General features: G+C 37.4%; 16 protein-coding genes, 2 pseudogenes and 2 riboswitches. Of the genes and pseudogenes, 8 read left to right on the top strand and 10 right to left on the bottom strand.

Translation table 11 applies throughout. The annotated features are described in order from the left end of the window. Positions 1-4: 4 nt before the first annotated feature. From cobK to ACB089_RS09650, 4 genes are read right to left on the bottom strand one after another with little or no spacing between them, the layout of a single operon-like run. Positions 5-766 carry a precorrin-6A reductase gene (gene cobK / locus ACB089_RS09665; protein WP_374966210.1) on the bottom strand — a complete coding sequence of 254 codons (762 nt, stop codon included), beginning with the start codon at positions 764-766 and terminating at the stop codon, positions 5-7. Then, positions 763-1,710 (bottom strand): sirohydrochlorin chelatase, encoded by a 948-nt coding sequence (locus tag ACB089_RS09660; RefSeq protein WP_374966209.1) that lies wholly within the window; start codon positions 1,708-1,710, stop codon positions 763-765. Before ACB089_RS09660 ends, cobK begins: the two co-directional genes overlap by 4 nt. Positions 1,711-1,725: 15 nt before the next feature. Beyond that, positions 1,726-3,399 carry a precorrin-3B C(17)-methyltransferase gene (gene cobJ, locus ACB089_RS09655; RefSeq protein ID WP_368636710.1) on the bottom strand — a complete coding sequence of 558 codons (1,674 nt, stop codon included), beginning with the start codon at positions 3,397-3,399 and terminating at the stop codon, positions 1,726-1,728. A gap of 4 nt (positions 3,400-3,403) precedes the next feature. Then, positions 3,404-3,775 carry a ferredoxin gene (locus ACB089_RS09650; RefSeq protein WP_068984709.1) on the bottom strand — a complete coding sequence of 124 codons (372 nt, stop codon included), beginning with the start codon at positions 3,773-3,775 and terminating at the stop codon, positions 3,404-3,406. Between the two features lie 141 nt (positions 3,776-3,916). After that, positions 3,917-4,101, bottom strand: a riboswitch (cobalamin riboswitch). Positions 4,102-4,509: 408 nt separating this feature from the next. Beyond that, positions 4,510-4,695: riboswitch (cobalamin riboswitch) on the top strand. A 257-nt stretch (positions 4,696-4,952) separates the two neighbouring features. On the opposite strand from ACB089_RS09650, the gene ACB089_RS09645 reads away from it, so the two are divergent. From ACB089_RS09645 to ACB089_RS09625, 5 genes are all read left to right on the top strand, one after another. Beyond that, positions 4,953-5,699 (top strand): energy-coupling factor ABC transporter permease, encoded by a 747-nt coding sequence (locus ACB089_RS09645; RefSeq protein ID WP_374966208.1) that lies wholly within the window; start codon positions 4,953-4,955, stop codon positions 5,697-5,699. 1 nt (position 5,700) lies between these two features. Then, positions 5,701-5,973 carry an energy-coupling factor ABC transporter substrate-binding protein gene (locus tag ACB089_RS09640; RefSeq protein ID WP_068984711.1) on the top strand — a complete coding sequence of 91 codons (273 nt, stop codon included), beginning with the start codon at positions 5,701-5,703 and terminating at the stop codon, positions 5,971-5,973. A 5-nt stretch (positions 5,974-5,978) separates the two neighbouring features. After that, positions 5,979-6,749, top strand: coding sequence for a cobalt ECF transporter T component CbiQ (cbiQ, locus tag ACB089_RS09635; RefSeq protein ID WP_374966207.1), 771 nt, complete (start codon positions 5,979-5,981; stop codon positions 6,747-6,749). Then, complete coding sequence (locus ACB089_RS09630; RefSeq protein ID WP_374966206.1) at positions 6,749-7,585, top strand: energy-coupling factor ABC transporter ATP-binding protein; 837 nt, start codon at positions 6,749-6,751, stop codon at positions 7,583-7,585. The genes cbiQ and ACB089_RS09630 overlap by 1 nt, the downstream gene beginning before the upstream one ends. A 441-nt stretch (positions 7,586-8,026) precedes the next feature. Continuing rightward, positions 8,027-11,524 carry a S8 family serine peptidase gene (locus ACB089_RS09625; RefSeq protein ID WP_374966205.1) on the top strand — a complete coding sequence of 1,166 codons (3,498 nt, stop codon included), beginning with the start codon at positions 8,027-8,029 and terminating at the stop codon, positions 11,522-11,524. Positions 11,525-11,644: 120 nt separating this feature from the next. Here the strand turns inward: ACB089_RS09625 and ACB089_RS09620 are convergent, their stop codons facing one another. Next, positions 11,645-12,085, bottom strand: coding sequence for a GNAT family N-acetyltransferase (locus ACB089_RS09620; RefSeq protein WP_374966204.1), 441 nt, complete (start codon positions 12,083-12,085; stop codon positions 11,645-11,647). Positions 12,086-12,387: 302 nt separating this feature from the next. On the opposite strand from ACB089_RS09620, the gene ACB089_RS09615 reads away from it, so the two are divergent. Next, positions 12,388-12,930 (top strand): DUF402 domain-containing protein, encoded by a 543-nt coding sequence (locus ACB089_RS09615; protein ID WP_374966203.1) that lies wholly within the window; start codon positions 12,388-12,390, stop codon positions 12,928-12,930. Positions 12,931-13,071: 141 nt separating this feature from the next. Here the strand turns inward: ACB089_RS09615 and ACB089_RS09610 are convergent. After that, positions 13,072-13,968 (bottom strand): annotated as a pseudogene (locus ACB089_RS09610) (alpha/beta fold hydrolase). 212 nt (positions 13,969-14,180) lie between these two features. On the opposite strand from ACB089_RS09610, the gene ACB089_RS09605 reads away from it, so the two are divergent. Then, positions 14,181-16,274, top strand: a complete 2,094-nt coding sequence (locus tag ACB089_RS09605) for a hypothetical protein (RefSeq protein ID WP_374966202.1) — start codon at positions 14,181-14,183, stop codon at positions 16,272-16,274. A gap of 222 nt (positions 16,275-16,496) precedes the next feature. Here the strand turns inward: ACB089_RS09605 and ACB089_RS09600 are convergent, their stop codons facing one another. From ACB089_RS09600 to ACB089_RS09590, 3 genes and pseudogenes are all read right to left on the bottom strand, one after another. Continuing rightward, positions 16,497-17,726: a DNA polymerase IV gene (locus ACB089_RS09600; protein WP_374966201.1), complete on the bottom strand. Its 1,230-nt coding sequence runs from the start codon at positions 17,724-17,726 to the stop codon at positions 16,497-16,499. A gap of 714 nt (positions 17,727-18,440) precedes the next feature. Continuing rightward, a pseudogene (locus tag ACB089_RS09595) lies at positions 18,441-18,533 on the bottom strand (hypothetical protein); the annotation flags it as partial. Between the two features lie 3 nt (positions 18,534-18,536). Further along, positions 18,537-19,451: a DNA/RNA non-specific endonuclease gene (locus tag ACB089_RS09590; RefSeq protein WP_374966200.1), complete on the bottom strand. Its 915-nt coding sequence runs from the start codon at positions 19,449-19,451 to the stop codon at positions 18,537-18,539. Between the two features lie 445 nt (positions 19,452-19,896). Between ACB089_RS09590 and ACB089_RS09585 the strand changes: the two genes are divergently transcribed. Further along, complete coding sequence (locus tag ACB089_RS09585; RefSeq protein WP_374966199.1) at positions 19,897-20,331, top strand: hypothetical protein; 435 nt, start codon at positions 19,897-19,899, stop codon at positions 20,329-20,331. A 170-nt stretch (positions 20,332-20,501) separates the two neighbouring features. On the opposite strand, the gene ACB089_RS09580 is transcribed toward ACB089_RS09585, so the two are convergent. Next, complete coding sequence (locus ACB089_RS09580; protein WP_374966198.1) at positions 20,502-21,899, bottom strand: PLP-dependent aminotransferase family protein; 1,398 nt, start codon at positions 21,897-21,899, stop codon at positions 20,502-20,504. Between the last annotated feature and the right edge of the window lie 114 nt (positions 21,900-22,013).

Here is a 22,013-nt window from a genome sequence, read left to right as displayed (position 1 = left end):
CCTCCTAAAGTGTGTTTTGTACAGCTTGTAATACATCTTCAAATGTAGAATATTGCTGTCCGTATTTTATATTTGGTCTTGCAATTAAAATCGTTTCAATGCCACATGCAAGGGCAGCATCTAGCTTTTCATCCACAGAGCCAACCTTGCCGCTTTCTTTCGTAATCATCAGGGTCACATCATATTGACGGAAGAGCGCTTCGTTTAATTCCTTTGAAAACGGACCTTGTATCGCAACGATATCTCTTTGTGCCACACCAAGTGCTTCACATTTTTCCATATTATCGAGTCGAGGAAGCATACGCGCAATTACTCGTGTATTGTCTAAGCCATGTAATACTTTTGTAAATGTTGCAAGTGTTTTACTGCCCGTCGTTAACATGATGACACCACGTTTTTCCGCTGCTAAGTGAGCAGCCTCCTCATAATCTTTCACAACCATAATTAGTGGATGTGTATAATGCTCATGTGCTCGTTCATAGCGAATATACGGTACATTTGCTTGCTCAGCTGCAGCCATGGCATTTTTTGAAGCTTCCTCAGCAAATGGATGAGAGGCATCTACAACTAAACGATACCCTTGCTCTGTGATGATTGTCGCCATTTCTTCAGCCGTTAATCGACCGACTAAATGAGGCAGGCCCACTTCTGTAAGGCTTGAAGCGGCTGATTCAGTAACGACTGTAGCTGTCACAGCATAACCTGCTGACTGTAATTCTAGTGCTAGATTCCTTGCATCACTCGTCCCAGCTAACATGAAAATCATTTCACTGGCTCCTCTTCATGGTCATGATGGTGGTCGTGGTCATGGTCATGGTCATGATCATGATCATGATCATGATCATCGTGGTGATGGTGGTCGTGCCCATGGTCGTGGTCATGATGGTGATGATGATGCGCATGTCCATGTACCGCCGCATAAGCACGATAGTTTTCTAAATCTTGCATACCTGTTGATGTACCATTCACAGCTTGCTCAATACGCTCTAATAACACATTTTGTAAACGCTCATGATAGCCAAAATAGTTAGCGATTTGAATATCACTGTCTGGATATTTCTCGTTAAATTGCTCGCACATACCATGCATGCGTTCCATTAGGATACCTGTGAATAAAAAGTACGGTAGCATAATAATTTTTTTAGCACCAAGTTTTACACAGCGCTCAATGCCTTCTTCAACACGAGGATCTGTTACACCCATAAAGGCGCTTTCTACGTACTGTACAGGTAGTTTTTCCCATAGCAGACGTGTAATTTTATAAAAATCACCATTCGCATATGGGTCACTGCCGCCTCGTGCAATTAATAAAATGGCAGTATCCTTATGTTCTTCTTCCGCATTAAAGCCAATCTCTGCTAGGCGGTCTTCTAGAATCGCAAATATTTCTTCATGGACACCAATTGTTTGGCCATATGTGAATGTAATATTTGGATAATGCTCACGCGCATGCTCGATTTCTGCAGGAATATGCAGTTTTGAATGTCCCGCATGAAGAAGAATAATCGGAATAACATGTACCTCAGTAGCGCCCTTCTTGACACAGTTCGTAATACCTTCTTCAATGTTTGGCGAAGCAAACTCTAAAAAACATGTTTCTACTAAAAAACTATCATCAATACGAGGTGTCATTTGCTCAATAAATGTACGTACCTCATCATTTCCTGCTGCTAAACGGCTCCCATGGCCGACAAATAAAATTGCTTTCATCCTCATTACTCCTCACTAGTCGCCGCACGGAGCTGGCTCAACTTTTATTTTTGAAGACATATCCTGATACGTAAAATGAAGTATCTTTTTCACACGCTTAAAGTATTTAAACAATCGTTCATTTGGATGTGCATTTGCTTTATACTCTTCGATAATATCTGTGATCAGCGGTATAAGTTGCTCAGGTTCTAAACCCTCCACAACAGGCTGGGCCGCATGTGCTGTACGACCAACTGGCTTAGCCCCAATAAAAACATCAAACTTACTTTTGCGATACACAATACCAATATCATCAAATACCGCTCGATAACATGCCATACCACAGCCGTTAAAGCCTATATTTAACGTTTTCGGTAACGACATACCGCCAAGCTTTTCCTGAATCTCTTCCGCATAAGGAATCGAATCAGTCTTTTCTCCATAGCAGAAATCACAAGCCTTTAACGATAGCACGTCACCAATCGGTGCTAGTAAAAAGCCAACTTCTCGAAGCTTTGCTGTAATCACTGCAGGATCAGTCGTTGGAATTTTCAGATGAATTTGATGGTCTGGTGTATACTCCATCGTTCCTTCTTCTCCAACTACCTCTGCTAGCGTCATCATTTGTTGAGGAGTAAAGAACTTATTGGCTACTCCTGGACTCACAGCTAATTCAAAAATGGATTCCATTTTTTGTTGAACAAGTTTCGGAGTTACCCTCACTGCACTTGTTCCCTTCACCATTGCTAGTGCTGTTGTCGCCAATTCAAGTGATGACTTTTTTTTAGGCTTTGGTTCTGATGTTATGGCTAAACTGGGCTTAATACGATTGGCATTGGGATCTGTCGCAAAATCATTACGAGCCTGACCTGTTTCTTGATTCATTGCCCATGGTTCATTTTCTTCTTTTAGACGTTGATGTGGCCGTAACGGTTGTTTTTCATCGCCGAGTGTATATTTACGCTGATAACCACGTGGCGTAATCATTTTATTGTCATAGAAGAACGTTGATGAATTCCCGATAACAACAGTTGTTAGCATGCCAATATCATGTTCTAGCATTTCTGCTAAAGTCGTCATCGTAATTTCCTGACGTTCACGATACGCACTTTTCACTAGTCCTACCGGTGTATCTGGAGAACGATATTCTAATAAAATTCGTTGTGCCTCTACGATTTGTCTCGTACGACGGCCACTTTTTGGGTTATAAAGAGCAATAACGAAATCAGCCATTGCCGCTGCTTCTACTCGCTTTGCAATTAAATTCCAAGGTGTTAAGTGGTCACTTAAACTAATCGTACAGGCGTCATGCATAATCGGGGCACCTAGTAAACTTGCACATGAATTGATAGCAGAAATACCTGGAACAATCTCTACTTCAACACCCGTTGCTTCCGTCCATCCTAGCTCAATTAAAACTTCATACACTAATCCCGCCATGCCATAAACGCCAGCATCACCGCTCGATATAACCGATACGATACTTCCTGCCTCTGCTTGGCGCACCGCTTCCTGTGCACGAGAAACTTCTTCTGTCATACCAGTACTAACTATTGACTTTGCACTTACTAAATCCTGAATAAGCTCAACATATGTTTTATAGCCTATGATCATATCACTTTGTTGAAGTGCCTCAACAGCACGAGTCGTAATATGTTTAAAATCCCCAGGTCCAAAACCAACTACGAAAATCTTTCCTTTTTGCGCCATTTTGTTACCCCTCTTTCACCTTTTCAATGCCTTTAATGGCTGTTGTTTGTGCTGTACGCTGTAACGAACCTTCACGCAGTGTAAAGACATGCTCATTTTGTAATACTTCATGATTTAAATCTTGTACAAGTGCCCGCGCATGCTCTGTAGTCGGCACACGGTACCAATTCCCCTGAGGATAAGCGATAACAACACATGCATCCTTACATCTACCATTACAGCGTGTCCTAGTCGTATGTATGTCCTGATCAAGCGCTTGCATTTGTATTTCATCACGGATTGCCTGTGTAATTTCCTCTGCATCTTTTTTCATACAGCTACTGCCATTGCAAATAAAAAGATGCGTTTTCATCCCCTCTAAATTCCAAGTTGTCATTGTTGTTCTCCCCTCATTTGCTTTTAGGAAAAAGAAAAAACCTTTACTCTAGACGAAGAGTAAAGGTTTAGTAGAAGCCAAATTAAAACGAATATATACAGGTACTCGCTCTCGCTTCAACTTCTCCCTCCGAAAAGTTTGCATGCATTTATCACAATAAGCAGGTTTCCTGACTTAAGCTTCCTTTTACTTTCGCGCCTTCCTAAGTTTTCACTAGTGGCATTTGCGATTTCATCAGCTATTACAGTAGCGGGGGCTGTATCGGATTTTCACCGATTTCCCTATTATCTCGAAAATATTCAAGCACTTATTGATGTTTTATATGAAATTGTTTAACTTCTTTCAGCAAGTCTCCCACCTGTATAGGTGGTGAGATGAATACGGGTTTTTATTTTTCAGCAAGTGTCCAAACATCCGCTGAAAGAAGTTAAAGCCTCCGGCGGATGTCACGAAATCGGAAAGGAGTTCTTTGTGCAAGCACAAAGCCGATTCCGGACGCAATTATGCCGAGGCATAATTGATTGTGATAGAAAACTGTCTCTATCATATCTTAATTTTTAAAAATTTCAATATTTCTTTCTCAAATTGCGACATTTTTATTAAAAATTCAGAGAAAACACGAAATTTTTATCTGTATTTATCTGAATTTTCGACATTGACCTTTAATTCTAAAATTTTTATAAAAAGTATAGCATATATGTGGAAATTCATGTTACACTTTGTCGTGAAATCTCACAACTTCATTCTTTTTCGGTGCGAAGTGTATACCATTTCGCTTAAAAGGGAAGCCGGTTCAAGTCCGGCGCGGTCCCGCCACTGTACTAGGGAGTTTTATAGATCATGTCACTGTCCAAAGGATGGGAAGGCCTATAAAACGTTGAACTAAAGCCAGGAGACCTGCCGAAAAATATGTGATCGTTTCAACCTACGAGGATAGGTGTGCGGCTTAGCAGATTAAAATTTTATTTGCCTCTTTTAGCTATGCACTTTTCCAAAGTCGGAGAAGTGCTTTTTATTTTCATTCAGAAGAGACTCCATCTCATGGTGGTAGATGTTTACAGATATAGCCAAAACACCTCCTGAATGAAAATAAAGCCTCCGGACGCAATTACGCCAAGGCGAAATTGATATCGTTCGCACGCTACATTCGAAAAATATAATGTTAGGAGGAGAGATTTTGAAATTCTCACGTTGGAAGCTTAGTTATTTCTTGCTGGCATTTTTATTTGTGCCAAATCGTGCATTTGCTATGCATATCATGGAGGGCTTTTTGCCGATTGAATGGGCAATTTTTTGGTGGGTCTTATCGATCCCATTTATTATTTTAGGATTACGCTCTATTCGTAAAACCATTGATGAAAATCCTGAAACAAAAATGATACTAGGTTTATCCGGTGCCTTCGCCTTTGTATTATCAGCCTTAAAAATTCCTTCTGTAACGGGGAGCTGCTCGCATCCGACAGGAGTTGGACTTGGGACTGTTCTTTTTGGACCACTAGCTATGAGTGTGATTGGGACAATCGTTTTATTATTCCAATCTTTACTTTTAGCACATGGTGGGCTTACAACATTAGGGGCAAATGCATTTTCTATGGCAATTGTTGGTCCTATTATTGCTTACTCTGTATTTAAGGGCGCACAAAAAATGGGGCTATCATTTTCAATAGCTGTTTTTTTAGCAGCAATGCTTGGTGACTTAGGTACATATGTTGTTACATCTGTACAATTAGCTCTTGCCTTCCCTTCTGAAGTAGGAGGATTTATGGCATCATTCACAAAATTTGCTGGTATTTTTGCATTAACACAAATTCCGCTCGCGGTTAGTGAAGGAATTTTAACAGTGATCGTTATGAATTTCTTGAAAAAATATAATGTGAGCGAACTAAAAGCATTACGTGTTTTCTCAGCTAAGGAGGCACACTAAAATGAAAAAAAATTTACTGCTCTTGGCAATTGTTGTGTTTCTAGCTATCATTCCTCTTTTTATCCAAAAGGGTGCAGAATTTGAGGGTGCTGATGGCCAAGCAGAAGCAGCAATTGGTGAAATTAACGCTGACTACGAACCATGGTTTGAAAGCATTTGGGAGCCACCAAGTGGTGAAATTGAAAGCTTATTATTCGCTCTACAAGCTGCTATCGGCGCTGGATTTATCGGCTATTTCATCGGCTTTATGCGCGGCAAACATAAAGAAGGTTAAACGATATGTTACTCATTGATAAGTATGCTTATTTGAATAAGCTAGCGTCAGTTCATCCGCTAGAAAAAATGACGTTATCCTTAGGACTACTATTATTGTCGCTGATCATGAGAGATGAACGAATTTCACTCATTACATTTATTGTAATGAGTGCTTTTACCATTTTAAGCGCAAAAATCCCAGTTAAATATTATGCAAAACTGCTATTACTACCGGGATTTTTTTTACTTTCTAGTTTAGTATCAATTTTAATTTCTATAGCCCCATCAACAAGCACTCTCCCTACACATATTTGGTCATTTTCTATTAACGGTTGGACAATTTTTGTAGGGCGCGTGAGTATAGAAACAGCCCAGCAGCTTTTTTTCATCGTCCTTGGTAGCATTAGCTGTTTGTATTTTTTAATTCTTACAACATCCGTACAATCGATCTGCTATGTTCTACGACTATGGCGACTTCCCACTTTATTTGTAGAGCTAGTGGAACTAACGTATCGATTTATTTTTATTTTTTTAGACAGTATGCAAAAAATTCATCTTGCCCAGCAGGCTCGATTAGGTTACCGCTCCCCTATGCAATGGCTACGCTCAATTTCAATGCTAATTGCAGCTTTATTTGCCGAGATGTTTCAGCGAAGTCGTGAACTAAACAATGCAATGCAGGCACGCGGTGGAGAAACTGTCTATTGGCAGGAGAATGTTACCTATTCCATGAAAAACTGGCTAGGTATGGCTGCTATTTTTATTTCCCTTATCATTTATGGAGGTTTTTTCTGATGACAGATTTATACTTTGAACTAAAACAATTATCCTACGCTTATGCAGATGGAACCCATGCTTTGACAGATCTTACACTCCAAATTCCAAAGGGGAAAAAAATCGCTTTACTTGGTCATAATGGAGCTGGGAAATCGACTTTATTCCAGCATTTAAATGGCATTTTAAAGCCTACCACTGGAAATATATCCTTTTGTGGCAAGGAACTTAACTATAGTAGAAAAGCATTAAAAGAATTGCGCCAACAGGTTGGAATTGTTTTTCAGGATGCAGACAACCAGCTTTTTTCAGGTACTGTTATGCAAGATATTGCATTTGGACCTTTAAACCTTGGTTGGACAACTGAAAAAATTGAAGAGAATATTGCATGGGCTGTTGCTCAAACTGAAGTTGAACCATTACTCGATAAACCGATCCATTTTTTAAGTGTTGGCCAGAAAAAACGTGTTGCAATGGCTGGAGTACTAGCGATGGAACCATCTGTTTTATTATTAGATGAACCAACAGCTGGACTTGATAATTATTATGCTGCACAAGTTTTACAGTATTTAGCTAAATTAGAGAATGGTGAACGGACTATTTTACTGGCAACGCATGATATCCCATTAGCTTATGAATGGGCAGACCAAATCATCGTGATGGAAGCTGGAAAAATCATTTATAATGGGGACCCTGTTGAGTTGTTCTTTCAAGAGCAATTGCTTGAACGGGCCCATCTCGAACGCCCATGGGTCTTTGAAATGGCGATTGCCTTGCAAAATAAGAAACTATTTGAGAAAAACATTACAATGCCTCGTTCGAAGGAAGATTTACAAAAACTTATTGAGCAGCTTTAAGACGATGTTTTAAGGATATAACATTTCTTGGACTATAGTTGCGTGTTTTCCACTTGTAGGGCTCATTACCATAACGTGTGGTTGATTGTAGTGAAGGCTGGGCGCTTATAGCTGATACACTTCCCTTAACTACAATCTAAAAGAGTGACTCCCCCCGACCTCTCGCACCACCGTACGGACAGTGCCTTTCAGTAACGAATATTACCTGTTGTCTCAAGGATGTGAAATCATAGACTTTTTATAGTCCTAATGAGGGTATTCGTTCTCCCTTCCCTTTCACTAAGGCTAGTTTACTGATACAAATTTTCATAGATTTTACATAAAGGAAAAATATAGATTGGTACTTTTGGAAAAATAACATCTTATTTACGAAACTTTTCTATCATTCATCCGTAATAGTATAGATGTGACTTATATTAAACACTCAAGGAGGTAATACAGTTGAAGAACTGGAAAAAGAAATCATTTGCTATAGTAGCATCTGCTGCACTAATGGTGCCTACTGCTTCTGCCTTTGCTGAAGCACCACAAAAAGCAGAGAAGAACCCAGAGTCAGTGAAAGTAGCTAGCAATCAGAAACAAACAGAAAAGAATCAAAAAGAATGGATTAGTAAGGATACAATTATCGTCAAACATTCTGGTCTTGATAAGAATGTGCATAAAAAAATTGGCGCAAAAGTAATCCGCTCTATTCCTTCATTAGGTTACGATGTTATCCAACTTAACAAAGGAGTAACTTTAGAAAAAGCAGTTTCATATTATGCAAATCAAAAAGGGGTTAAGAATGTTTCCCCGAGTTACATGTATCATTCCTTTGGCAATGGCGGAGACCCAAAGAAAAATGATATGTATCATTTAAACTTACTTGAAATTGATAAGGCCCTAGAATTAGCAGGCAATAACGAAGTAAAAGTAGCGGTTATCGATTCTGGTGTGGATTTTAAACATCCAGATCTAAAATCTCAAGTGCTTCCACCTTATAATGCAGCAGCACCTGCCAATACTACTAATACTGGTGATCACGGAACACACGTAGCAGGAATTATTGCTGCGGCAAAAGATAATGCTGTGGGAGGACATGGGATTAATCCAAATGCCAAGATTCTTCCAATTGATGTATTCAACGGAAAAGCTGGAGCCAATGATTTCGTCATTGCACAAAGTATCCTTTACGCTATTGAGCAAGGCGCTGATGTTATTAACATGAGTCTTGGTGGGTATGGACAATCTCCACTAATGAAAGATGCTGTTCAGAAAGCGATTGATCAAGGAATTACCGTTGTAGCGGCTGCTGGTAATGAATCGACAGATAATTACTCCTTCCCTGCTTCTTACGAAGGCGTTATTAGCGTAGGTTCTACGAATGATAGAAACAAACTATCAAGCTATTCAAACTATGGCCCATCGGTTGACCTAGTAGCTCCAGGTGAAGAAGTATACAGTACAGTTCATGATGAGAAAAAAGGATCTTCCTATGTAAAATTTAGTGGGACATCGATGGCTTCTCCTGTTGTTGCAGGTGTGGCGTCCCTACTAAAATCAAAATATCCAAATTTAAAGCCTCATGAAATAGAAGCTATTCTCGAAATGACGGCAAAAGATTTAGGTGAGAAGGACTATGATTTGACATATGGACATGGCCTTGTTAACCCTGTAAAAGCATTACAGTTTGATTTAAAAAATCTTCCTAAACAGTATTCAGAAACAACAGATGAGCGTATGAAAAACGCAAAAGTCCTCAAAAAGAATACACTAAATACAGAAAAAGGTGAATTCAAGCAGCCGGACGAAAAGAAATGGTACAAGGTTGATTTAGAAGCAAATGAATACGCACAACTGACATTAAAAGGTGCAAATAAATACGATTATGCATTTGATTTGTACTTCTACCCTGAAGGTCAAAATGGGAAAGCAGAACCAATCAACGTGAATGATGTTCGTATTGGAAAGCAAGAAGGATACCTATATAAAGCAGATCAAAAAGGAACCCTTCTTGTTGGCGTAAAGGATCATAATGGCAGCTACGACTTAAAGGGTAAATCTAACTACATCTTCACAGCTCAAACAACTAAAGAATTACCAGTTGATTCATTAGAAATAGACAAAATGGAGAAAATTGCAAAATTCCCATTCAATACAGCAGGGAAAAACTATACCCTACTTTCTAAAGATCAGAAAAGTGACAAAGATTATTTTACATTTTCAGTAAAAGAACCAACGACACTGAAATTTGATTTATCTGGTATTCCAGGTGTTACAGCATCTATGGAACTTTATTTAAAAGAAGACTTAGATAATGTAGCAAAAGAACCAGTCGATACTGAGGAACCAGAAGAGGCCTATCCTCTCCAAGCATCCTACGGTATGGATAAAGGCGACGGAGTAAGCCTTATTGTCGATGTTATGCCTGAAGAAGAGTATGTACTAAGCGTATCTAATGAAAACGGAAATGACTTCTCGCTTGAAATGTTCTTTAGCGGCGGCATTGATACGAAAGAAAATGTAAGTGAATCAATTATTCCTTACACATTAACAGGAGCAGCCGTTACCCTTCCTAAAGATGAAGACGGACTTCCATTAATTGAGGAAATGCCAGAAGAAGATGTACAAATGGATTCTGTACCTTTAGCTGAATCTAAAATAACAAAACGCAATGAAATAGATGATTTAATGAATATGTTCATGAATCCCGATGCTATGGAAAATCCAGAAGACGTGGATGCAATTATAAAGCAAGCGATTCGTTTTAATATTGGTAAAGATCAAAAAGCATACTTCCAATCAGATTATGATAAAGATTACTTCTTATTTAAAGCCCAAGAAGATGGCATATGTGGTTTCAACATTAAAAAAGGTATGAACCAAATGCCAGCTGGTACTGTATTTGAATATGATGAAGAAACAAAAGAATTATTACCAATTTCTTCATTAACAAATGATTTAGGGCCAATGGGTCTATTCCTTGGATCAACAAGTGATGAAAACGTTGCAAAGACAATTTCATTGAAAAAGGACAAAACCTATGTTGTAAAAGTAAGTAATTTTGGTGACCGTTCTTCTGAACCATATACACTTAAAACAAGTAAAGTGGCAGCTATTCCAGAAGGTTATAATAAAGAAAATAATACAGAAAAAACAGCTCAAACGATTCAACCTGGTAACAGCTATAAAGATTATCTAGTTTATCAAGATGATAGTGATTTCTACTATTACAAACAGCAAGGCAAAGATGAAGTCATGAGTCTTCTTGTTTCTTCTGAACTACTTACAAATGAACAGCTAGATAAATTACCTAAAGAGCTTCAAAATAACTTAAAATTCACAGGCTCCATTATTGAAGATACAAATGGTAATATGCAAATTGATCCACAAGAAATGGCAACAGAAATTACATTTGGACAACCTGAAAATATCTTTGAATTGCTACTTGGTATATCAGGAACATCAGATGTAAATACTTCTTTTAAAGCGAAAAAGGACCGCGGTTATTTTATTGTTGTTAACGGAATGAAACTTGGCCAAGTATCGACTCAACCATATACATTAACGTTGTTTGATCATACAAAAGTAGATGAGGATGCAGATTCCAAGGTAGTGAATGGTATACCAACAAAACCATCTACACTTACGAAAAAAGACGACAAATGGGTAGCAACTCACTATCTAAATGCAGGTGTTCCATTTGGAGATAAAGACTATTTCGAATTTAATAATGACCGCAAACGCGATGTGCTCTTCTCTCTACAAACAGAAAAAGCACTAGATGGCGTCATCCGTATTATTGATGCAAAAGGAAAAACAGTAGAAACCTTAGATCTTTACGGCGCAGAAGATGCTGAAGTAGGTACAGTTGAACTGGATGAAGGAACTTACTATATTGAAGTAAGTGAAGCTGACGGCAAAGCAAGTACACAACCATATACACTTGAAATAAAATAAGTTGAAGGATTGTCCCCTAGATAATGAAATCTAGGGGATTTCTTTATCATTATCGATCTCATCCATGTTAGGCGCAATACTAAAAAAGCATCTCATCCGTGATGGATGAGATGCCTCTTTTTAGCTAAAATACTTTACATAATTACAGTATTGATCTTGTTTCATATTAAGATTCTCATATAGCTTCCGTGCATGAACATTATCAGTTGCCGTTTGAAGCGTCACATAGCGAGCATATTGCTGCTCACAATATTGAAATACCTTTTCCATCAATGCCTTGCCCACCCCTAGGCCTCTAGCATCTTCTTTTACATAAATATCATTTAATATATATGCACGCTGTAAGGCAATGGACGAAAATGTCGGATATAATTGTGCAAAGCCAATTGTATTGCCATTTTCTACAACTACAAAAATAATGGATTCTTTTAAGGCCATTCGTAATTGTAAAAATGCCTTCGCACTGCTTACATCTGACTCAATCCCATAATACTGGCGATATTCATCAAAAAGCACTGTTAGCTCCTCTAGTTCATTCATTGTTGCTTGAAGTATTTCCATCCTGTTCTCCCCTTGTGTCTACCCATGATCGTCTAAAATTATGAATCTAGTTTTCATTATAAAGGAAATAATGGAATAAATAAAAGAATATCCATCTTATTCAAGCAAGGAGATACTTTAGCACAGCTTTTCATCTAAAACTTCGGCAACAATTTGCCCAATATGTTTTCAGGTTCTATTCCACCTATTGCGAATGTTTTGAGGTGCTCGTATGTATTAGCAGCTTCCTTCTTTAAGAAAGATTTTTTAATGTATCTAAAGTTTTGTATCCTTATTATTTTAAATGAGTTTGGAGGATTCGTATGCTAAAAAGAAAGTTTGGAGACCGTTCACAATGGCAACGAGTTATAGAAAGAAAGTATGGCCAGTCATACCTTGATACTAAAGATTTTAAGGGTTATATCACTTTATTAAAAACAGTAAAAGTGACAGAACCCCTTTCCGTGAATTATGGAGAGAAAAGATTATGTATTGTCGATAATGGCTATATATGGTTGCAACAATTTCCTCTTGAGAAAAACCATGCAGTAACAACAATGTTTGATGCGAACGGAGAAATAATTCAATGGTATATTGATATTTGCAATAAAAACTCAATCGAAAATAATGTGCCTTGGATGGATGATTTATTTTTAGACCTCATCTTGTTGCCGTCAGGAGAGCTGATTGAAAAAGATGCTGATGAATTAGAGGAAGCTTATGTAACTGGTATCATTGATAAATCTCTTTATGAATTGGCATGGAACGAACTAAACAGTATAAAAAGAGATATAAGCAAAGGTGAATTTAAATTGGTTAATCTTTCTAAACAGCATAAAGAAATTTTAGTAAATAAAATAAATTAACTTTGGTTCTTCTCCTTACAAAACTCCATTTCGAAGTCATCTTTATTCAAAATGGAGTTCTTATGTATTGGCAGCTTATTAAGTTTTACGAGCACATTTTATGTAACTTTTAGAACACTCTTTCAAATTGACTAACTAGCACTAATTGATCACCTTGCCATCTGGTAATTTGCCACCCTTCATCCACTCTTCTACAAAACGGTTAAAGAACTTTGGGTTTGCTAAAGAGACACCATGGCCGATGTTAGATAGCACAACACCTTTACAATTAGGATTACTATTCACAAGATGGATGGCTGATTTTTTCATGCTGCCCTTCTCTTTTTCACCGACCGTTACTAAAATTTTGCATTGGGCTTTCGAAAAATTGTGTGGAATTGCAAATGACATATTTTCTTGCAATATTTTAATAAGGGTATCTAATTTCATCTTTGTACTATCTTGATAATATTGCTCAAAATATTCCTCATCTACATACAATGTTTTAGCTTGAAGCTTCGCGAATGATTTATTTTTTATCAGAGGAAAAGATAATTTAATGAACGGTCTAATCAATTTTTCTGTGATCGGAGAAGGTATCACTAAAGCACTGTTGATGATGGCATAGTCTATTAAATGCTTCTATCAATTATGCCTCGGCATAATTGTGTCCGGAATCGGCTTTGTGCTTGCACAAAGAACTCCTTTTCCGATTTCCGTGACATCCGCCGGAGGCTTTAACTTCATTCAGCGGTTGTTTGGACTTCCGCTGAATGAAGTTAAACAAATCATTTGAATAGCAACTTGTGCACCTAATGAAAAACCGATTACCATGACACGTTTATTTTTCGCTTTTTCTTCGATTAAAGATAGAAGCTTTTTTGCACATTCTTCAATTGAAAAATCAGTGTCATCATTGATTAATTCTGGTACAACGCAATGATAATCGGAAAAATATTGGACTTGTTTATCCCACATCCACCCTCCAACACCACCCCCATGAATCAACATTATGAGTGGCTTATGTAGATCACCGTACTCCTTGTAATGCATTACCACACCTTCTTTCTTCGTTGTTGTATTTCTCGGGAAATAATTAGATTATTCTTTCATTTTATACGCTGTATTTATTTTACTATTTTTAGTGTCATATTTATAGTTACCGTTGCATATATAATACTTGAAAAACATTTTGCATTTTTTAATGAAGCATTGTGGCTCTTGGGATTGAGGAAGAAAGACAAAAAATAATAAACATGGAGGTAATACAGATGGATCAAAACAAAACAAACGAACCAAAAGAATTATTAAAAACCATTAACCCTTCCAGTTTAGGAGAATTTCCCCTCTCACCAATTAGTGGTTTATATGCATGGAGCGAACAGCAATTCCATGAGGAACTTCGCCTTGACGTAGACGGATACTACCCACAAATGGTAGCAAGCGGAACTATTATTTCAAACACGTCTTCTACTATTCATTGGATTGCCAAGTTAACAGCTAATGGTCCAAATACTTGGATAGGCAATATTCGAAATAAATACCTAGACGAAATACAATCATTTCCTTATACAAATGTAAAAATACAGGTAACACGCGGTTCAATCCCTGAACAACATACTGCAGAAGTCGCATTTCTTATCGGAGGGGAGACAGACAGAACTAGCACTTTCCAGTTTCAATCTCCTCACTTCCACCCTGTGGAATTTGAATTCGATGCTGAAGAAGGTACAACGCCAGTCACGACCTATCAAACACACACGCATCCAGACAAACCAACATCTTTGCCGGATGAAACTTTGTCAATTTCAGAAGTTTTTAAACGCACTGGGTTTGACGTGAAAATATCAGAAGGTAATAATATTGTTTCCAAAGACTATACAGGGACTGATAAAAAGTGGAACACTCAAGAGATGCATGATGCCATGCAAGTATATTGGTCACACTTTGGTAATAAGCCTCAATGGTCCATGTGGACATTCTTTGCAAATTCGGAAGCTGAAGAAGGCCATGGTCTAGGCGGTATTATGTTTGATAGCATAGGTCCGAATCATCGTCAAGGGACAGCCATTTTTAATAATTCATTTATTTCAGATCCGCCTAAAGGTGACCCCTCCCCAGAAGCTTGGGTACAGCGCTATCGTTTTTGGTGTACTTGCCATGAGATGGGACATGCTTTCAATCTCCTGCACTCTTGGCAAAAACACCTAGGTCATCCTTGGGAACCGTTGGAGCGCCCTCTTACCCCAGAACCAAAGGCTCTAAGCTTTATGAATTATCCTTTCAAATTTGATGGCAACCAACAGGAGTTCTTTAAAAACTTTGAGTATCGTTTTAGTGATCAAGAGCTTTTATTTTTGCGACACGCTCCTGAGCGCTTCGTACAAATGGGTAATGCTGACTGGGCTGTTGATCATGGGTTTGAACAACCGATCATTTCTGATCACCCTTCTTTTAATCTTGAATTGAGAGTTAACCGCAAAACACCTATATTCCAATGGTTAGAACCTGCAGTTATTGAAATCAAACTAACGAATACTTCAAATCAACCTCAGTCAATAAATAAACATATCTTGTCCGATTTATATGGAATGTCTGTAATGGTTAAAAAAGATGGCAAACAAGGTCGTCGGCTACTACCTTATGTTCAATTTTTAAGGAACCTAGAGAACAAGGTAATTATGCCTGGTGAGTCACTGTATGAAACCATTTTCGCTTCCGTAGGGAAAAATGGCTGGTTAATTGATGATCCAGGATTCTATAACATTCAAGTAGCCCTACAAATAAACGGCCATAACATCGTATCTAACAACTTAAGGCTACGAGTTTTACCACCTACCGGATACGATCAGGAATTCCTTGCTCAAGATTATTTCTCTGAAGAAGTCGGCCGTATCCTTGCATTTGACGGCAGCCGTTTTTTTGAAAAAGGGAACGATATCCTTCGTGAGGTAACAGAAAAACTTCCTGACCATGCTGTTGCTCTACACGCTCATATCGCTCTTGCTAAACCATTGGCGTTCGATTATCAATTCCTTGACTTCACAGGAGACTCAGATACAAGAGGTAAAATCAAAATAATACCTGCTCAACCAGATGAGGCACGTAAACAGTTTACTTCTGCTTTAACAGAGCACAAACAAGTAGCTGCTAAGACACTTTCCAATATAGACTATCATGAATATATGGGAACATATAGTGAATTTCTAAGTAACCAAGAAGAAAACAAGGAAGCCGCAGAGGTACAGAATGTCCTTTATCAAACGCTGTCTGAACGGAATGTTCTAGACAGCGTTTTACAAAAAATCAAAAATCGCCGCGAAACTTATGGACAAAAGGAAAATGAACACTTTACGAACAGCTAAAATAATTTAAGTTAAAACATTACTCATCGACAAAGGTATTTAATTAAGATATAAAAAACTACAAATTGAAAACCGTTATTTCGAAAAAAGCTTGATCGAAATGACGGTTTTCTTTTTGATTTTAACTAACTATTTCTTTATGAAATTAAACAAGCACTAGTTAGCTTAATAAGACGTAAGTGGTGCCATGATTATATAGTATTCCTTAAGAAACTAAATTCTCTATTCCCAAAAATCCTTACTAAAACTCGTATTTGCATGATATTTCCCAACTGGTTTGGCAATATCTGAACCTCTAACGATCGTTCCTTTTCCAAACTTTTGTTCTATTTGATCAACGAGTTTAATGATTGGTTCTTCTTTTATATGTTCTTCAAAGTTAAATAATGTTAGCTGCTGTGTCGTTTCTTTAATATCACTGACATTCGATACGGTAACACCTAGTAATCGAACTGGTTCTTCACTCCAATGCTTATTAAATAAATACCACGCTTGCTCAATGATATCCTCTTTTGAATGAATCGCGTTATTGATGGACTTACTGCGTGTACATGTTTCCCAGTCTGCTGAACGAATTATGATACTTACAGTTACCCCTGCAAGTTTCTTAGCCTTTAATCTTTCCGCTACTTTTTCAGAAAGTGTTGCGATTACTTTATATAATTCATCTCTATCTGTTGTATCATAAGAAAGTGTTGTAGAATTCCCTACACTTTTCGTATCGTATATTGCTTCTGGATCAACAGGTCTGTCATCTTCGCCATTTGCTTTTTGTTTCATCCTTAGACCATTAATACCGAAGTTTTGCTTTAATACATATTCATCAGTTACAGCTAGTTCTCCAATTGTTTGAATACCTAAATTACCCAATTTCTCCGCTGTACTTTTGCCAACCCCATGCATCTCAATTACATTCATCGGCCATAGTATTGTTGGTACATCTCGCTTACGGAGTATTGTAATACCCATCGGCTTTTTCATGTCACTTGCCATTTTCGCCAAAAATTTATTTGGCGCAATGCCGATTGAACAAGGGAGTTGCAGTTCGTTCCAGATTCTATCTTGAATATTTTGTACGTGTTGCAATACATTTTGGCCATCAACTTTAGGAAGTTGCAAATAACCTTCATCGATTGAAACTGGTTGAAGAATTTCGCTATACTCTTTTAACAAATTAAAAAAAGACTTAGACGCAGCTCTATACCGTTCAAAATTAGGAGGTAGTACAATTAGCTCTGGGCACTTTCGCCGCGCCTCCCCCACATTCATAGTTGTATAAACACCTCTTGCCCTTGCTTCATAACTACAAGTAATTATAATACCTCTACGCTCTTTAGGATTCCCTGCTATAGCTATGGCCTTGCCTTTTAAACTCGGGTCATAAATCTGTTCTACTGAAGCATAAAAACTATTCATGTCAATATGGAGAATGATTCTTGATTTATTAGCCATAATATTCCCTCCATAAATAACGTAATTTCGGCAACATCTAATCGTTTTGATGATGTGTACTTCTTGTTTAGATAGATGCGAAACGATAGGCTAGATTCTACGCTTCGTAAAACAAGAATATTTGTTCTTATTTTATCATCAAAAGGGATGTTTTGGCTATCACAAACCGACATTCCTCATCTATTTTCTCATTGGAAACTGTCCACGTTAGCTACTTGGTTTAATGTATTCTCCTGTTGAAGCATTAAAGCCCGCAGTATTCATTTTTATGACACTTTATTCCATTTCAAAGTAGGCGGATATACTAATTCAATCACTTGTTTTATTGATCATTCTTGGTGTATATCGACTTCAAATGTATCTCCGGTTAATGAACAAGCAGGTACTTTCTCGACAGCATCAACTGAAATTAACAAAAGTAAGACAACAAAATTTTTTTCATTTTCTTGATTCCGCTTCGTTAGTAAACTATAAGAAATCCTCCTAACATGAAAGCTAATAGGATTTCTTATCAAACTTTATTTTAATACCACAGAAACATTAAAACTTATCTCAATGTTTGCTGTTCCAATTAAATCGTTAAAGAATTGCGTCTAATCCTAAGACTTGCTAGTGATATTTTTGAATCATATCGTAAAAATTAAAAAGCTAAGAGTATTCAATTAAATGAAAACTCTCAGCTTTTTTGCATTACGGAAACCAGAGGTGATTACGACCACCTGCTTCGCGAGACTGTGACAAGTAGTCGCCAAAAGATGCTCCAAGTGGACGTGTTAGGATGTAAGCAATCCAGAAAGCCAACACTGCATATCATTTGGACCGATCTAATATTAAATCTGTTTGATCTCGAATAATGTATGCTTCTGGAGTAGCAATATTGGCTCTTTCAGTCATAGCGTTAGCATGGTAATATAAAGGATTTGTCTCATATAGATAATCATCAAATTGTATTCCTGTAATTTCAGTTATTGTTGTTAAAGGAACTTGGTATTGTGTTAGTACATCCATTTTCTCCAGTAAGCGATTTTTTGTCGAGGAACGAAATTCTGCCTTTACGTTATGTCTCCAATAATCATCCTGTACTATTTTAAATGCGACTGAACGGAGCCTATCATCAACCCCAATATAAAAAGCTACTTTCCAAAATCCGGCCGGTATCTTTATACCGCAACCTAAGGGTTTTTGATATCCGCAGTACTCCCTGTCATTTTCCGTAAAGATCGGCCCAGTGAAAATTGAGAATTTTTTATTTTTGCTCTTAGTTTGATTAATAATCCAACCTTCGATGTCACCCCATTTTGTATGATGAAACTCCTTATGTTGAGGGGCAATATTTGCAAAGCAAAATGAATCACAATCTCCATCCTTTGCTTCATCTCTTTCTCCCCAACCTACATCGTCTCTTCTGACAAGGTGACCTCTATCCCACAAGTCTGCTTGTCCTCCTTCATATAACCATCCACCTACCTGATTTTCCTCTCCAATCCGATCGTCAGTATGCCAATTATTACATCTCTTAAGTTGTATATCCCGTTCTTTATCCGTATTGTTCGCTCCATAAATGGCAAATTTCCGTTCTTTATTCATCACAATTGAAAAGTGCGTAAATGGATAAACTTTACCTCCTTCTAATGCTACTTGGCCTATATCTTCACGTAAACGTGGAAATGGGATAGGAAACTCTTCTCCTAAAAAGGTAGTATCAAAGCCTTTGTTTAAACCCATTTTTGAACGACCTCCTTCTTATCTTGAAATCAAACCTATCAACTAGATCCTCTTGCACATTACAAATAAACCAGAAATATTTCGCTCGAGAAAATAAAACAAAAGGATGGGCATGTCCTAATTTTGTTTGTTTCTATTTATATATTTGCACTGAGCAGCATATATGACTTCCTCAAGCTACTTCGATATAACTAATTTATCATTTGTTATGAAAAAAACAGGTGTGTTGATTAGCCATTTTTATACATTCGAATTAAATTCGAAGATGCTGATTTCCACTGGAGTCGAGTAGACCGTAGCGGAAATCAGTAAAATAGGAATATATCGGCAAAATAACAACAAAAAAATCCTTCTTAAATAACACTCATTATACCTTTAAAAAGCCCTCCAATTCCCAAAATTTGCTATAATTCAATTATTAAAAAAGGATAAAGAAGGGGTCTATATGAAAAAATTTATAATTATATTACCTTTACTCATAATCATTATTGCTGTTGTTTTTTTTATTGCAATGAAAGACCATAACGACTCTGCAACAGATGTATTAGAAAACGCTGATTTTAATGCGGAAAATCCAACTGTAACTATTTTTAGTGTCAATACAGAAAAAAAAGATATATTTACGGAAATTGAAATTCCAGAAAAAACACAACAAGAACTTATAAAGGCTTTTCAAAACGCAAAATTTAAAAAAACAACTATAAACACCACTAATTACGATTACCGAATCACCATTACATTAAATGCGGGTTATTCAATGTACCTTGATTCAGATAAAAAAATACTAAGTATCATTAGTACCGACGGCAGTGCCGACAAAAAATATGCCATCGTAAATGATAGCGATTTTTTTAGTATTTTAGAAAAAGCAACAAAATAAGGAGTCTGGGACATAACTGGTTAAAACCTTAAAAAGCGAGGGAAATCAATTTTAGAAACGTTGATTTCCCTCGCTTTTCTGATGTGAAATTTTTTAATTTCGCTTGAAAAATATACTTATGTCCCAGCCTCTTGTTGACGCTATCGTATCTCTACTTGTCCTAAAATATTTCAATCAACAAATGAATAATCCCCATCACTTTCAAGTAAATCCTTCAAAATAATTAGTGCTTGTTCAAGCTGAGTTTCCGGAGCAGTGATGGCCAAACGCACCGCATTGATCGGCTTCACATTTCCGACGGCAAAGCGTTCAGCTGCATATACTTGCACACCTGCTTTTGATGCAAGCAATTCAAACTGCACACTAGTAAATTTTTCAGGAAGTATAAGCCATCTAAACATGCATTCTTCTTCCCCTAAAATGTTATAATCCCCTAAATATTGATTGACTAGTGAATTTTGTTGTTTTGCATACAATCGATGTTTCTCTAAAATGGATTGTGCAACACCATCATGAATCATCCTCGCTGTTAACTCCACCATCATCGGAGACACTGAGATATTTATATTATACAGTGTTTCCATTATTTTCTTCCGAAGCGTTAAAGGTGTAACAATAAAGGATAGTCGTAAGCCAGGCGAGATTGTTTTTGACACACTGGCAATATAAATAACCTTTTCTGGTGCATAGGAAGCTATTGGTGCAAATGGCTGCTCCTTAAGAAAACTATATATCGCATCTTCTATGACGATTAAGCCTGTCTGCCTTGCAACTACCGCAATCATTTTTCTTGTTTCCATCGACATTGTATGGGTAGTAGGGTTATGAAAATCAGGAATAACATAAAGACCTTTAATATGCTCATTTTTACAAGCGTATAATAGCCCCTCTCTTGTCATTTCTCCGTTTCTTTGTTGGATTGCTACGAGTTGGATACCAAGCATATTTGCCGCTGTTTTGATACCAGCATATGTAATGGGATCTGTACCAATTCGATCACCTGGCTGAAACAATGCAGCTAACGTTCCAACAATGGCATTTTGTCCCCCCGCCCCAAGCAATACAGGTTGATCCGTTTGAAAGTTGACTTTTTCCAAAAGCTTCATTGCCGCCTCCGTTTGCCACGCATTGCCTTCAGGGCGTCCGTATTGAAATAGTTTGCTAAAATTCGGGTCATTCATCATCTTTTTCATATACCGTGTAATGTCCTCATTTGCATGATTTTCTGGTAATACAGACCCCATTTCAATCATATGAGAAGAATTACTAGTCGGTAATAAAATTTTATTCGTCGCGGCGTCTGATGAAACGAATGTTCCGCTTCCAATCGAGGCATAAATAAGCCCCTTCTGCCCACAAAGCTTAAATGCCCTTGTGATCGTGCTTAAATTAACGTCTAAAAAGTCAGCTAATTCCCGCTGTGGAGGAAGCTTAGTTCCTGGAGATAATTTCCCATCCTTTATATCTTGTTCAAGCTGTTCGGCAATTGCTATATATAACGGAGCCGAAATATTGCTTATATCTGGCTTCCAACTCATCGGATATTCTTCAAACGAATTTACTGGCATTAGCACAGCCCCTTCTCTCTCTCTTTGATTGCATACAATATTTAATTGTCTTGCATACAATGATAATATTGTATGCAAATGATTACAATGATATAATTTTTAAAAAATCAGAAA

The sequence above is a fragment of the Lysinibacillus sp. RS10 genome, from assembly GCF_041956855.1.
Classification (GTDB): domain Bacteria; phylum Bacillota; class Bacilli; order Bacillales_A; family Planococcaceae; genus Lysinibacillus; species Lysinibacillus xylanilyticus_A.
Note: the sequence above shows the minus strand (reverse complement) of the source record. Positions and strands in the feature narration are given on the sequence as shown.